10 protein-coding genes and 1 other RNA gene are annotated in these 13,826 nt (G+C 60.1%); 4 read left to right on the forward strand and 7 right to left on the reverse strand.

Features of this window, described 5'->3' with window-relative positions; all coding sequences use genetic code 11:
• Positions 1–119: 119 nt before the first annotated feature.
• The 3 genes from DA915_RS10235 to DA915_RS10245 form a co-directional block, all read right to left on the reverse strand.
• Entirely contained in the window at positions 120–647 is a 528-nt protein-coding gene (locus DA915_RS10235; RefSeq protein ID WP_107675759.1) for a dihydrofolate reductase, read from the reverse strand.
• Complete coding sequence (locus DA915_RS10240; RefSeq protein WP_003507534.1) at positions 644–1,438, reverse strand: thymidylate synthase; 795 nt, start codon at positions 1,436–1,438, stop codon at positions 644–646. The genes DA915_RS10235 and DA915_RS10240 overlap by 4 nt, the downstream gene beginning before the upstream one ends.
• Before the next feature lie 92 nt (positions 1,439–1,530).
• Positions 1,531–1,839: a DUF2853 family protein gene (locus tag DA915_RS10245; RefSeq protein ID WP_060727396.1), complete on the reverse strand. Its 309-nt coding sequence runs from the start codon at positions 1,837–1,839 to the stop codon at positions 1,531–1,533.
• A 142-nt stretch (positions 1,840–1,981) separates the two neighbouring features.
• Here DA915_RS10245 and ssrA point away from each other — a divergent pair.
• The 4 genes from ssrA to DA915_RS10265 all read left to right on the forward strand — a co-directional run bounded on the left by ssrA (position 1,982) and on the right by DA915_RS10265 (position 3,664).
• Positions 1,982–2,354: a transfer-messenger RNA gene (ssrA, locus tag DA915_RS10250) on the forward strand.
• A 229-nt stretch (positions 2,355–2,583) separates the two neighbouring features.
• Positions 2,584–3,096 carry an SspB family protein gene (locus DA915_RS10255; protein WP_020009331.1) on the forward strand — a complete coding sequence of 171 codons (513 nt, stop codon included), beginning with the start codon at positions 2,584–2,586 and terminating at the stop codon, positions 3,094–3,096.
• A 42-nt stretch (positions 3,097–3,138) separates the two neighbouring features.
• A complete protein-coding gene (locus tag DA915_RS10260; RefSeq protein WP_107675760.1) occupies positions 3,139–3,342 on the forward strand; it encodes a DUF4169 family protein in 204 nt (67 codons plus the stop codon).
• A gap of 112 nt (positions 3,343–3,454) precedes the next feature.
• Positions 3,455–3,664: a ribbon-helix-helix domain-containing protein gene (locus DA915_RS10265; RefSeq protein ID WP_107675761.1), complete on the forward strand. Its 210-nt coding sequence runs from the start codon at positions 3,455–3,457 to the stop codon at positions 3,662–3,664.
• Positions 3,665–4,022: 358 nt separating this feature from the next.
• On the opposite strand, the gene DA915_RS10270 is transcribed toward DA915_RS10265, so the two are convergent.
• The 4 genes from DA915_RS10270 to DA915_RS10285 all read right to left on the reverse strand — a co-directional run bounded on the left by DA915_RS10270 (position 4,023) and on the right by DA915_RS10285 (position 13,666).
• Positions 4,023–7,736, reverse strand: coding sequence for an AsmA-like C-terminal region-containing protein (locus tag DA915_RS10270; RefSeq protein WP_107675762.1), 3,714 nt, complete (start codon positions 7,734–7,736; stop codon positions 4,023–4,025).
• Positions 7,737–7,827: 91 nt separating this feature from the next.
• Positions 7,828–9,240: an FAD-binding oxidoreductase gene (locus DA915_RS10275; protein WP_107675763.1), complete on the reverse strand. Its 1,413-nt coding sequence runs from the start codon at positions 9,238–9,240 to the stop codon at positions 7,828–7,830.
• Positions 9,241–9,374: 134 nt separating this feature from the next.
• The gene (locus tag DA915_RS10280; RefSeq protein ID WP_107675764.1) at positions 9,375–12,521 is read right to left on the reverse strand and encodes an efflux RND transporter permease subunit; all 3,147 of its coding nucleotides are present in this window, start codon (positions 12,519–12,521) and stop codon (positions 9,375–9,377) included.
• Positions 12,518–13,666: an efflux RND transporter periplasmic adaptor subunit gene (locus DA915_RS10285; protein ID WP_003507520.1), complete on the reverse strand. Its 1,149-nt coding sequence runs from the start codon at positions 13,664–13,666 to the stop codon at positions 12,518–12,520. The genes DA915_RS10280 and DA915_RS10285 overlap by 4 nt, the downstream gene beginning before the upstream one ends.
• Positions 13,667–13,826 lie beyond the last annotated feature (160 nt).

A 13,826-nucleotide genomic window follows, 5' to 3' on the forward strand; every position in this document is an offset into this window, starting at 1 on the left:
CCCGGTTCCGTTCGAAAGCGATTGCTCGCGTGCGGCGGGAATATCGACCCGTTATAAGAAGGAGAAGCGTCCGTTTCAACGCAGAGGTGGTAACTAAATACCCAATCAGGGTAAATAGTTCACTTTGACGCGGCTCTTCGCACATAAGTGGTGAACAGAACCGGATAATTGTCCTTTTCCCCTGCGGGAGCGGGGGTTTCCTCGGTTTTCTCAAAAACGCCGGGATCGATTTCCGGAAAAAAAGTGTCTCCATCCAGCTTTACCGCCACATGGGTGACGGAAAGTTGATCGGCAAAGGGCATGGCCTGACGGTAAATCTCGCCGCCGCCGGCCACGAAAACCTCATCCACACCCAGTTCCGCAGCCTTGGTTTTTGCAAGCTTCATGGCCTCGTCCAGCGACGAGACGACATCCACACCTTCAGGCCGGTAGTCGGCATTGCGGCTGACGATGATATGCGGACGGCCCGGCAGGGGGCGCTCGCCGACGGATAAAAATGTCTTGCGGCCCATGATGAGCGGCTTGCCCATCGTCATCGCCTTGAAGCGCTTGAGGTCAGTGGAAAGCTTCCACGGCATGTCGAGGTCGCGGCCGATGACGCCGTTTTCGGACACCGCGACGATGATGGTGACGCGCGGCTCACTCATACCGCGATCGGCGCCTTGATGCTTGAATCGGCCTCGTAGTTCTCAAGCGTAAAGTCTTCGAACTTAAAGCCGAAAAGGTCCTTCACATCAGGGTTGAGGCGCATCGTCGGCAAGGCCTTGGGTGTGCGCGTCATCTGCAGCTGCGCCTGTTCGAAATGGTTGGCATAGATATGCGCATCGCCGAGCGTATGGACGAAATCGCCGGGCTTCAGCCCCGTCACCTGCGCCACCATCAGCGTCAGGAGCGCATAGGAGGCGATATTGAAAGGCACGCCGAGGAAAATATCCGCCGAGCGCTGGTAAAGCTGGCAGGAAAGCTTTCCATCCGAAACGTAGAACTGGAACAGGCAATGGCAGGGCGGCAGCGCCATCTCGTCCACCAGCGCGGGGTTCCAGGCCGAAACGATGTGGCGGCGGGAATTGGGATTGGTTTTAAGGGCCTCAATCAAAAGCGCGATCTGGTCGATATGGCGACCGTCAGGCGCCGGCCAGGAGCGCCACTGTGCGCCATAGACGGGGCCGAGATCGCCATTCTCGTCAGCCCATTCATCCCAGATGGAAACGCCATTTTCCTTGAGATAGGCAATATTGGTATCGCCCTTCAGGAACCACAGGAGTTCATGGATGATCGAGCGCAGATGCAGCTTCTTGGTGGTGAGAACCGGAAAACCTTGCGCAAGGTCGAAACGCATCTGGTAACCGAAAACCGAGCGCGTGCCCGTGCCGGTGCGGTCTCCACGGTCGGAGCCGGTTTCCATCACATGCCGGAGAAGATCGAGATATTGTTTCATGCGTTCTGCCGCCGATTCCCTGATATCGAGGGAATATAATAGCACAGGGCGGCAGAACCAATCACCTAATGCGGGCTTATCCCCGGATCAAATCAAAGCGACTGAAGCTTACCCAGTTCCTTGGCGACCAGGTAATAGAAAGTCACGCGCGACTTGGAGCGGTCGGCGGCCATGGCCTTGGCGACGGCATCGATCGCCTGATCGGCCGCACCGTCGGTAACGCCGAGCTTCTTGCCGCACCAGCTCGCCTTCACGCGCGCAAGCTCTTCCGGATCGGAAGCGGACACCAGCGAGGAATCCCGGTTGCGCAGGGCAATGCCGAGATGCTTGACGATCTTGCCGACAACGGCTTCGTCGGCTGCTGCGTCGTATTTCTTCACATCTGCGAGATAGTCAGTCATGTCCACTCCTTCGTGTGTCCCCGGCCCGGTGTTGCTTCTGGTGACCGGTTGCAGGGAGAATGGGACAGCAATCCCTCGTCGTCAAGAATTGTCTAAAGTGCGGGCCGCAATCACGAAACCTTTTCATGGAATTGTCATCACCCCCCTTTTCTCGGGCGGGTGAAACGCCTATATGAACCTTGCCGGGGCAACCCGGCTATGGCGATAAACGGTCGGTGTAATAAACCTATTGGACCCGGGGGCGGTACCCGGCGCCTCCACCAAAAACCGGCGGGCTTTTCAAGATGAAGGCCGGCTTTTGATGGGGGCGAAATAGGATCGACAAGGGCGTAAAGATCGAACTTTTGCTCGGCATGATACCGCCGTTATCGGGTCACAAGTGTAGTTGCAAATGACAACAACGCTAAGGAATACGCTCTCGCTGCCTAATGGCGGTGCGGGAATTCCGCTCTAAGTCCTCACGGTTAGCCCCGTGAGGCGGGGTTCGGAGGTACCTGGCAACAGAAACCTCCACCTTCTCCATTTTGCCTGAATTGATTATATGATAGCTGACTTGCGAACGGCGTCGGCTTTTCCGTTGCTGCCGTTCAGGACATTGCGTATACTTGGGCAACGCGTGAGCGTCAGGATCGGAAATGATCCCGGCTCAAGGATTACGCGAAGATTCAAAGTGTTACAGCGTCCTTGGCGCGCGAGCCGCGCCGCACATGAAAAGACGTTCGAATAAGGGAAAGACAGGACCGCATGGGGCAGGATCATATCCGTTACGACATTCTCGCACAGGATGCCCTTCGCGGCGTTATTCGTAAGGTTTTGGGTGAAGTGGCCGCAACCAGCCGCCTGCCCGGCGACCACCATTTCTTCATCACATTCCTGACCGGCGCGCCGGGCGTGCGGATTTCCCAGCACCTCAAGGCGAAATATGCCGAACAGATGACCATCGTCATCCAGCACCAGTTCTGGGACCTCAAAGTAACCGAAACCGGCTTTGAAATCGGCCTCTCCTTCTCCGATACGCCGGAAAAGCTGGTCATTCCCTATAATGCCATCAGAGGTTTCTACGATCCTTCCGTCAATTTCGAACTCGAATTCGACGTGCCTCTGGCCGAAGAAGAAGAGATGGAAGAAGCCGAAATCACCGCTTATCCCGTTTCCCATGAGCCGAAGCCGGCTGCCGCTTCCGAAACGCCCAAGGCCGGCGAGGAAAAGAAGGAAGGCTCGGTCGTTTCGCTGGATGCCTTCCGCAAGAAGCAATAACGGCTTACCCCGAGCGTACGAAACCCGAGGAGACATATCCCCATGGCGGCCGATATCGTCAATCTACGTCAGTTTCGGAAACAGAAAGCCCGTAGCGAAAAAGAAAAGCAGGCGGAGCAGAACCGCCTGTCCTTCGGCCGCGCCAAGGCGGAAAAAAATCTCACATCAGCCCTGAACGAAAAAGCCGAAAAGGCGCTCGATCAGGGGCGGCTCGAAAAACCCGATGACGCGGTCGGCAAAGACTGACAAGCCGACAGACCGCGCGAATTTCGGGACTATCGGAAAAGAATCGCAAAACAGGGACTTGCCGGGGAGATATGATTCAGACCTCCAACCGGATCCACCGGAGACCGATCTGATGATCCGCAAGCACTCCGCGACGTTGCACGGTCACCGCACCAGCATTTCACTCGAGGACGCCTTCTGGGACGAGCTGAAAATCATTGCGGACAGACGCAAGATCAGTTTCGCGGCCCTGCTTGCCGAAATAGATGACAACCGCTCCGCCGACAGCAATCTGTCCTCGTCGCTGCGGGTTTACGTGCTGAACTGGCTGAAAAACCGCTGAGATTTTGTGACGTGCGGTAAAGACGCGCAATCGATCACGACCTGCGATGCCTCTATCCGGATTTGTCGTCCTAGACTACAAAAATTACTGCCGAAAACTCGTAACGCCGTGAAAGCATTCATTAAACATTAGCGGCCTAGTCTGCGCTGCAAGGCATTTCCCGTATTGCGTAGCCTTGCTTTTAAATACTGTTCCCAGGCCTTTCCCATCCACCACGAGGCCTTCCGGGGTTTCCCCCGTTAGAGAACGAGCTTGCCGTGAGATTCTCGGCGCATGCTCGAGGATGATGCAACGTTCCGGGACAGGTTTCCGCACTTTCGCAATATGAAGGCCGATCAGCCTTCCCCTGCCCGCAAGCTTACGGCGTGGCAGGAGCGTTTTCCGGCGCCAATTGCCGGATGGCGTTTTCCGTCGGAGGCACCACCAGAACCGGCGCGGATTGCCGCTCGGGTACCGGCTGTTGCCCCTGTTCCTGCTGCTGTTGTTGCAACCGCTCCTGCTGTTCCTTTTCCTGGCGCAGACGTTCTTCGGCTGCCGCCTTCAGACGCGCCTCTTCGTCAGCCTTGGCCTTGGCTTCCGCCTCCGCCCGCTCCTTCTCGGCCTGCCGCTCGGCCGCCTGAGAGCGATAAAGCGCAACTTCGCGGCGCAGGCGCTGCTTTTCAAGAACACTCGCCTGCATGGCCTCCACCCGGCGGCGTTCCTTTTCGAAAGCCCTGAGCGACAGGTAATTGCTGAGCGCTGAAACATCGGTCGTCAAAGCCGGCGCGGCAAGCGGACCGTTATAGTTGAGACGCACCGATGGCTCGGCCCCTACGACCGTTTCGGTACCGGGATTGAACAGAAGATCGAGGTCGCCATTCACGGTCGAAGCCGCAAGATCAACCGTCGCGTCGGCCGTCAGCGTTACGGGATCGATCCCCGCACGCAGATTCTGGAAATGAAGCGCGCCGCCATTCAGCGAGAACGGCAAGGCCACATCGCCAAGCCCGATTTCACCCTGCCACAGGCTCTGGTCCACCAGCGGCCGCACCTTGGGCGCGTCGATCGGCTGCTGCAAACCATCAGCCGCCTGCAGGATCGGCGGGAAGGCGCCGGGATTAAGCCCCTTCAGCACAAGCCCGCTGGCCCTAATTTCACCCGATCCACCCGCTGATTTCAGCATTTCACCGACACTTTTGCCCGTCGATTCGGCCGTCAGGTCAACGGCCACCCGGCCTGTCGCAACCGGCCCGTTGGCATTGGCCCAAAGGATCGGCTCCGGATTGGCATCGGTCACCGCGATCTTGGTGCGGAAAATGCCCGCACCTTCGCCAGTCGACATGGCAAGCCGCCCCGTCAGCTTACCGCCCATGAAGGTGCCGGCAACATCATCGAGCGACAGACTGCCCGCATCATGCGTGACCCTTGCCGAAACACCGGTGACGGTACCAAAGGGACCGGCCTCGAAGCTTTCCGCTTTCAAGGCGAGCGAAGCCTTGAGCTGCGGGAAGGCTGGCATGGCCAGAGGCTTGGCATTGAGCGCTCCGGTTTCCGGATCAATCACCGGCCCATAGATCGCATCCCCCAGCCAGGCGAGATCGACGGTTCTGACGGAGAGATCACCGTCTACAGGATGGGGCGCGGCACGCTGGAATGTCAGATTGCCCGAGAAAGGATTTCCGCCCGCCTGCCCGCCGATCGAGGAGAGTGCGATCTTTTGCCCGTCCACCGCCACTTTCGCATTGGCCTTCAGCGCCATGCCGCCGCCAAGCTGCGGCAGGCCGACAGCGTTCATGATGAGGTATGGCTCGATATCAGCGCTTTCAAGCGCCACATCGGCGCTGCCTTCGCCGAAATTGGCGGCCGAGACAGCAAAGGAACCGTTCATCGAAAAATGCGTCCGTTCCGTCGAGAAGCGCAGTTCCGTCTGGGCGGGCGAGCCGAGGGTGCCGTTGAGCTTGACCGAGAGAAGTCCTTCGCCATCCGCATCAAAGGGCAGCGGATCAAGCCCCGCCTGCCCGAACAGGATTGCGGTCGACTGGTTCTTCAGGACGGCTTCCAGCGACATGGCCGTATCATCGGTGATCGACAGGAAATCCGGCATCTTGGCAACGGCCGAGAGCCGGCTACCATTGACGGTGCCGGAGACGGCGACGTTGGCCCCGCCATTTTCGCTATTGACCGAAACATCCATGGCAAGGTCGGAATTGGCGTACCATGGCGCACTCGCCGCCAGACGGCTGAGGAATGGATGGTTTGGCAATTTCTGCTGCAGCATGGTGAAGAACGGCTGCACATCCGCGGCATGCAGGTTCACCGTGCCCTTGCCGGCATATTTCAGCAGCGAACCCTGCAATTGCCCTCTGGCCTTCACCTCCGCGCCAGCAATATCACCGGCCGTCATGTTTTCAAGCGAGAGAACCCCGCCGGCCATGGTGAAGGCGGTTTCGACGTGATTGGCGGTCACACCGGCCATGTTGAACCGGTCGGCCTTGAATTTTGCGGTAATGCGGTGGTCGAGGACGGAACTGCCGACCTGATCGCCAAGCGCCAGACTGCCGAGCGCCCTCAGCGCATCGAGATCGATTTCGTTGCCCGAGAGATCGATGGAGAGATTGGAAGTCTTGCCGTCGGAACGCCGCTCCAGCTCGCCCTTCAGCGAGGCATCGCCGATCGCAAGCTCCAGATTGTCGAAACGCTGATTGAGCGTCGTCAGTGAAACATCGGCGGAAAAACCGGCGGCATTGAGCTGGCGGATCGCCGGATCGACGGAACCGGAAAGCCAGTTCGCCAGCCCCGAAGGCTGGTTGGAGGCGAGCAGCAGATTGCCGTTGAAAGCGGGGCCGCCAAGCAGCGTCAGCGATCCCTTGGCTTCAAGCTGGGTCCTGCCCGGCAGCGTCGCCACGGCATTCACCACCTGCCAGCCGCTGCCTTCCGGGCGCACATCCAGCCGGATGTCGCGGATGGTCGTATCGTCGGAAACGAGTGCGGGAAGGCTGATGCTCGCCTTGCCCGGCACCGGCGGAACCGGGATGCGGGCCACCATGGCCGCAAAGGCTTCAATGCGCTGCCGAACCGAGGCGGTGGGCTGGCGTGAGGTCTTGCCCGTTTGCACGACAGGCGGCGCGAAGCGGGCGACATCTATCTGCTGGCCATCGGCCGTCAGCAGGAATTCCGGCTTGGCGCCGGTATCGAGCGTCGCCTCGCCCGTCACGACATAGGGATTTTCGCTGCCGCCGAGTTCCATGCGGTAACTCGGGATACGCACGCTTTCATTGGTCAGTTCAAAACTGCCGCGGGTGCGCGGCGAAGAAAACAGCGATTGGCCCGCCTGCTGCTTCTGCTTTTCATCCTCACGGAAACTGAAGGAGAAAGAACCGCTATAAGCGGGCTTTCCCGCCGTTGCAGCAATCGCACCATCGAGATCGACCTCGACCGGATGTTCGTCAGGCACCACGCGGACCCTGAGGCCCATGCGGCCGGCGGCATAATCCGGCTCGCTGCTGGAGAGCGAGAACGACCCCGGATGCCCGTCAATGGCGGCGCGCCCTTCGGCCTTCCACGGCCCGGCCAGCGAATTGGCGGACATGTCGGCGTTGAGACCGGTCACCACGCGATTGCGGCCGGATTGCTCGTCGATGAATTCGATCTGCCCGCCTTCGATCTGCACGCTTTCCAGAACCACGGTGCGGGCGGGAATTTCCGCCCGGCTGCCGCGCATCCAGTCCAGCGTGCCATCTTTCAGCAGCCTGATCTTCGCCTTGGGCTCCTCGATGCGCATGTCGAAGATGCGGGCCTCGCCCGAAAGGAAAGGCGCAAGCTCGGCATCCATGGAAAAACGCGCGACCTGAATGAGCGGCGATCCATCCGCATCCGTTCCGGCGCGCACATCATGCAGCGTTACCGAGGGGAAAGGCAGGATGCGGGCCTCAACGCGGCCATGCACAACCACCTTCTTGCCGAGAATACGGCTCGCCTGGTCTTCAAAATCGCGGCGGAAATCCGTCCAGTCGACGAAATAGGGAATAAGCAGCGCCGAGAACAGCACCACGGCCAGCAGTCCGCCCAGAAAAACCAGAATACGCCCGAGCACTGACCTGCATCTCCCTTCGCGAACGCTGCAAACCTATTCTTTTCTGCCTTAACGGCAAGCAGCCTTTTGTACCAATCAATTGTGAGGATGATCAGACAAGCCGGAACAACTTGCCCGGATTGAAGATATTATCCGGATCGAGCGACGTTTTGATGGCGCGCATCACATCCAGTGCATTGCCGGCCTCTTCGGCAAGAAAACTCATCTTGCCCTGGCCGATGCCGTGTTCGCCGGTGCAGGTGCCGTCCATAGCAATGGCGCGGCGGTTGAGACGGGCGACAAAGGCTTCGGTTTTCGCGACGCTTTCGGCATCCTTGCCATCAAACAGAATAAGGACGTGGAAGTTCCCGTCGCCCGCATGACCGACGATCGGCGCGAGAAAACCGTTCTCCTCAATATCCCGCTGCGTTTCCACCACGCAGTCAGCGAGGCGCGAAATCGGCACGCAGACATCGGTGGACAGCCCATCGAGATGCGGTGCGAGCGCCCGCGACGCCCAATAGGCGTCATGACGCGCTTTCCAGAGCTTGTTGCGCTCGGCGGCATCGCTCGTCCAGCGGAAGTCGACGCCGCCGCATTCCGCCGCGATCTCGGCAAACTGCTGCGATTGCAGAGCCGCCGTCTCCTCGGTGCCATGGAACTCCACGAAAAGCGTCGGCTTCTCCGCGTAGTTCAGGCCGGAATAGGCGTTGCAAGCCCGCACCTGCACCTCGTCAAGCAATTCGATGCGGGCAACCGGAACGCCCATCTGGATCGTCATGATGACGGCATCGCAGGCCGCCTTGATCGTGTCGAAGATGCAGACACCGCCGGCGATCTTTTCCGGAATGCCCTGAAGCCGTAGCGTCACGGACGTGATGACGCCGAGCGTCCCCTCGGCCCCAACGAAAAGCCGCGTCAGGTCGTAACCGGCGGAGGACTTGCGGGCGCGGCGAGCGGTGCGGATTTCCTCGCCATTGGCGACAACAGCCGTAACGGCAAGCACATTGTCTTTCATCGTGCCATAACGAACGGCATTGGTGCCTGAGGCCCGCGTCGAGGCCATGCCGCCGATCGAGGCATTGGCGCCCGGATCGATCGGGAAGAACAGGCCGGTATCGCGCAGGTAGACGTTGAGGTCCTCACGCGTCACGCCCGGCTCCACCGTCACGTCAAGATCTTCGGCATTCACCTCAATGATGCGATTCATCCGGCTGAAATCGATGCAGATTCCGCCGTTGGGCGCATTGACCTGCCCTTCCAGCGAAGACCCAGTTCCGAAGGGAATGACCGGAACCTTGTATTGGGCACAAGCCTTCACCACGGCCTTCACATCATCGGCGCTTTCGGCAAAAACGACTCCGTCAGGCGCCTGCAGGGTCAGATAGGTGGTGGTGTGCCCATGCTGCTCGCGAAACGCCTGGCCCGTCTGGATCTTATCGCCCAACTGCTGCTTCAGCACCGCGAGCACAGACGCAATGCCCTCTTCATTCCGCTCACCCGCAACAACGTCTTTCAGCGCCATCATCCATCTCCACCGCAACATCTGCCCGTAACGGATTCGATCCGTTACGAAATTCCGTCAGGTGGTATGGGATAAGGTTAACGCTTTGTCCAGCATCGCGATTGCGCCGAATGTGGTTTGGCGAAAACCCCGTCCTATTCCGCTGCGAGCAACGGCTTGTCCTCCTCCAGCGCCTTGCGGCGGGCGGCAAGTTCAAGCTCGCGATGGAGGCGGATTTCCTCATCCGCCTGCGGCTTGGCAAAGCGGGCGATGAGCAGATAGGAGACCGGCGTGATATAAAGCGTCACCAGCGTCGCGAAACCGAGACCGCCGACAATGACCCAGCCGAGCGCGATGCGCGCTTCCGCGCCCGCTCCCTGCGCCAGCACCAGTGGCACGCCGCCGAGAATGGTGGCGATCATCGTCATCATGACAGGACGCAGGCGGATGCTGGTGGCCTTTTCAATGGCTTCCCGTACGGTCGCGCCCTGATCGCGCAGATGATTGGCGAATTCCACGATCAGGATGCCGTTCTTGGCCATCACGCCAACAAGCAGCACAAGACCGATCTGACTATAGACGTTGAGGCTCGATCCGGTGACCAGCAGCGCGATGACGGCGCAGGCAAGGCCGAGCGGCACCGTCGTCATGATGATAACCGAACTCAACACGCTTTCGAACTGCGCGGCCAGCACGAGGAAGATGATGGCGATGGCGAAACCGAAGGTCAGCAACATGCCGCTGGAGTTCTCCTCAAGCGTCGCCGCCTCACCGAGCGGCAGCAGGCGGGCTCCGGGCGGCAGGATGGATTGCGAAAGCTCATTCATCTTCTCCAGCGCCTGACCGAGCGAAACCCCGTCCTTCAGATTGGCCGTGAAGCCGACGGAGGGCAGCTGCTGCTCGCGGTTGAGCTGCGGCGCAACCGCATTTTCCTTCAGCGAAGCGATGACCGACATCGGCACGATCTTGCCGTCGCCCGTTTTCAGGAAGACATTTTCAAGATCGGTCGGATCATTGATCGGCCGGGTGGAGGACAGGAGCCGCACCGGGATTGCATCGCCATCCACGAAAACGTCAACGACCGAGCGTCCTTCCAGCAGCGACTGCATGGCGCGTGACAGCCCGGTGATATCGATGCCGAGATCGGAAGCGCGCTCGCGGTCGATGGAAACGGAAAGCTGCGCCTGATTGGGCTCATTGTCGAAACGCGGCGTATCGAACAGGCCGCTTTCCTCCATGGAAAGCAGCAGTTTCTGCGTCGCCGCCGTCAGCGCCGCATAGTTGCTGCCAACCATCGCCATCTGCAAACCGTTACCGGCGCCACGAATACGCAGGCTGTTCGGCTGCATTGCACTGCCGCGCAGCGCCGGCACCTTGTTGGCGGCGGAAGTGACGTCAGCGGCGATCTGATTCTGGGTGCGCTCGCGATCGGCCCAAGGGGCGAGCGTCAGCACCATGAAACCGGTATTGGACGAACCGTTCATGCCCGTGATGGAATAGATATTGCGGATTTCCCCGCTGTCGCGCAGCGGCTGCAGATTTTCCTCGATGCGCTGCAGCTGGTCGCGGGTATATTCAAGGCTGACGCCCTGCGGCGCGGTGACCCGCATCATGATCGAGGCACGGTCCTCGCGCGGCGTCAGCTCGTTCTGGATCATGCCGAAGGCAATCCACGACAGGCCTGAAAAGATCAGCGCCACGATAATGACGATCAGCGGATTGTTCAGGCAGGCGGAAAGCGTCGACTTGTAGGTGGAGGCAAAGACATTGCCAAACCAGGCGAGCGGTCCCGTCTGTTCCTTCAACCCCTCCTTCAACATGCGGGAAGCCAGCATCGGGCAGAGCGTCAGCGCCACGATGGAGGACAAGCCCACGGCGAAGGCCAGCACGAAACCGAATTCGCGGAACAGGCCGCCAAGCTGGCCCGGCAGGAAGGAGAGCGGAATGAAGACGGCGGCTAGCGTTGCCGTCGTTGCGATGACCGCGAAGAAGACTTCCTGCGTGCCGAGAACGGCAGCGGCCCGCGGCCCCATGCCTTCCGCCCGGCGGCGCACGATGTTTTCCAGCACCACGATGGCGTCATCGACCACCAGGCCGGTCGCCAGAACGATGGCGAGCAGCGTCAGAATATTCACCGAGAAGCCGACCATGTAGATGGCGACAATGGTGCCGATCAGCGCCACCGGCATGGTGATCGCCGGAATGAGGGTGGCCCGCCAGTCGCGCAGGAAGAGATAAAGCACGACGATGACGATGATCGCCGAAAGACCGAGCGCCAGCTCGACCTCGTGCAGCGCGCCTTCGATGAAGACCGCGTCATCGCTGGTGACGACGATGCGTGTGCCTTCTGGCAGATTGGCCGACATGGCATCGACGGCGGCCTTCACGCCGGTGGAAATATTGAGCGTGTTGGACTGCGCCTGACGGATGACACCGAGACCGACACCCTGCACGCCATTGGAGCGCAGCGAGGTGGATTCGTCATCCGCACCGAGCATGACGGTTGCCACGTCGCGAAGGCGGATATTGTTCTTGATGAGAAGGTTGGAAAAGTCCTCCGGCTTCGTCAGGCTCGCCGTGGCACGCACGACGATGTCCTGCGTCGTGCTTTTCAGCGATCCCGCCGGCACGTCGAGTGCCGCGCTGGCCAGCGCGTTGGAAACATCGGTCACGGTCAGACCACGGCTGGCGAGTGCTGCCTGATTGAGATCGACGCGAAAAACCTTTTCCTGATCGCCATAAAGCTCGACATCGGCAACGCCGTCGACAGCAGCCAGACGGTCGATGATCTCGTCATCCACCAGCTTGGTCAGATCTTCCATGCTGAGCGTCGACGAGGTGACGGCAAGGCGCATGATCGGCTGGCTGTCGGAATCCGCCTTGATGATCTGCGGCTCGTCGGCATCGTCGGGCAGCTGATTGGTGACGCGGCCAATGGCGTCACGCACATCGTTGGCCGCAACGGCCATGTCGACATTGTCGCCAAATTCCATCGTCACGCGGCTGGTGCCGAATTGCGAGTTGGAAGCGATGGATTTGATGCCGCTGACACGCGCCACCGCACCTTCGATGGTCTGCGTCACTTCCTGGTCGATCGTCTCAGGCGCAGCACCTTCATAGGTGGTCCTGACGCTGATCGACGGCCGGTCGACGTCGGGCAATTCGCGCACCTCGACGCCAACCAGAGCGGCGAGACCAGCCACGACCAGCAGCGTGTTGAGGACCGCCGCCAGAATAGGCCGGCGCACGAACAATGCGGTAAAAGCGAGCTTGGAATCCTGACCGGAAGGCGACTGCGTCATTGGCTGGCGACCTCTTCCGGTTTCGGCTGTTCGCCGACGCGGACAGCACCGCCTTCACGCACGCGCTGAAGGCCCTCGATCACGACTGGCTCGCCTTCCGCCAGTTCCGCCTTGACGAGAACCGCATCAGGGTTGCGCTGCACGATCTGCACCCGCACCTTGTTCGATTTGTTGTCGGTGACGCGCCAGACATAGGAGCCTTCCGCATCCCACTGCACGGCCAGAGGATCGACCGAAGCATAGGTCTCCCCGGCAAAACGCATGGTGACGCCGAAGGACATGCCGGCCCTCAGCTCGTCCTTCTCGTTACCAAACTTCGCCCGGATGCGGATCGTGCGGCTTGCTTCATCGACACGGTTGTCGACAGCTTCGATTTCACCCTTGAAGGTTTCGCCGGGACGCGAAATGGAGGTCGCCTCCACCGGCATTCCGACCTTGATCACGGTTGCAAACCGCTCGGGCGCCCAGAAATTGACGAGGATTTCCGACCGGTCGTCGATGCTGACGATGGTTGACTGCGTCGTGACGTTGTCGCCAATATTGGCGGCGACGATACCGGCCACGCCCTCAATCGGCGCGACGATGTCGCGGCGCCTGAGATTGAGTTCGGCGGTGCTGAGCGCCAGCTTGGCGGATTCTTCGGCAATCTGCGCATCCATCACATCGAGGCGGGAAACGGATTTCAGGTTCTTGTAGGAACTGGATTTTTCAATCGCGCTGCGCAGCGCGACCTGCGCCTTGTCGCGTTCGATCACCTGCTCTTCGTCATCGAGCCGCGCAAGCACCTGCCCCTTCACGACGCGTGCGCCGGCGGCCGTGCGGATTTCTGAAAGCGTGCCCGATGTCTGCGGCATGACGACGACCGACTGGATCGCCTGGCCGTTGCCGATGGCGTTCAGCCGGTCATTGACCGTGCCCTTTTTCACGGGAGCCGTCACCACCAGGGTGGCGTTGCCGTTGCGCCGCGAACCACCATTCTGGCCTGTGGGCGAACCGGCCGTTGCGACCTCTATCGCGCCTGCCGGCGTTTTGCCGAGCCCCATGCTGGCGAGCACATTGCGGGCTTCGGGCGAATAAAAGCCCCAGAGACAGAGCCCTGCCCCCACCACGGCCAGACTGACACCCACCTGTTTCCAGACCCGCATATAGTTCTCCGGTTGATCATCGCAGCATAAAGCAGCCCCTGAAGCGCAGGCTTCGGGACATCAGCAGTATTCCCCCTCGTTTAAAACGAGGCAACGCACAAATCCGTTTCTTACGTAATTGTAATTTGTGATGGATTCTCGTCGAGCACACGACGAAGGC

The organism is Agrobacterium sp. LAD9 (assembly GCF_003031125.1).
In the GTDB taxonomy this organism is placed as follows: domain Bacteria; phylum Pseudomonadota; class Alphaproteobacteria; order Rhizobiales; family Rhizobiaceae; genus Agrobacterium; species Agrobacterium radiobacter.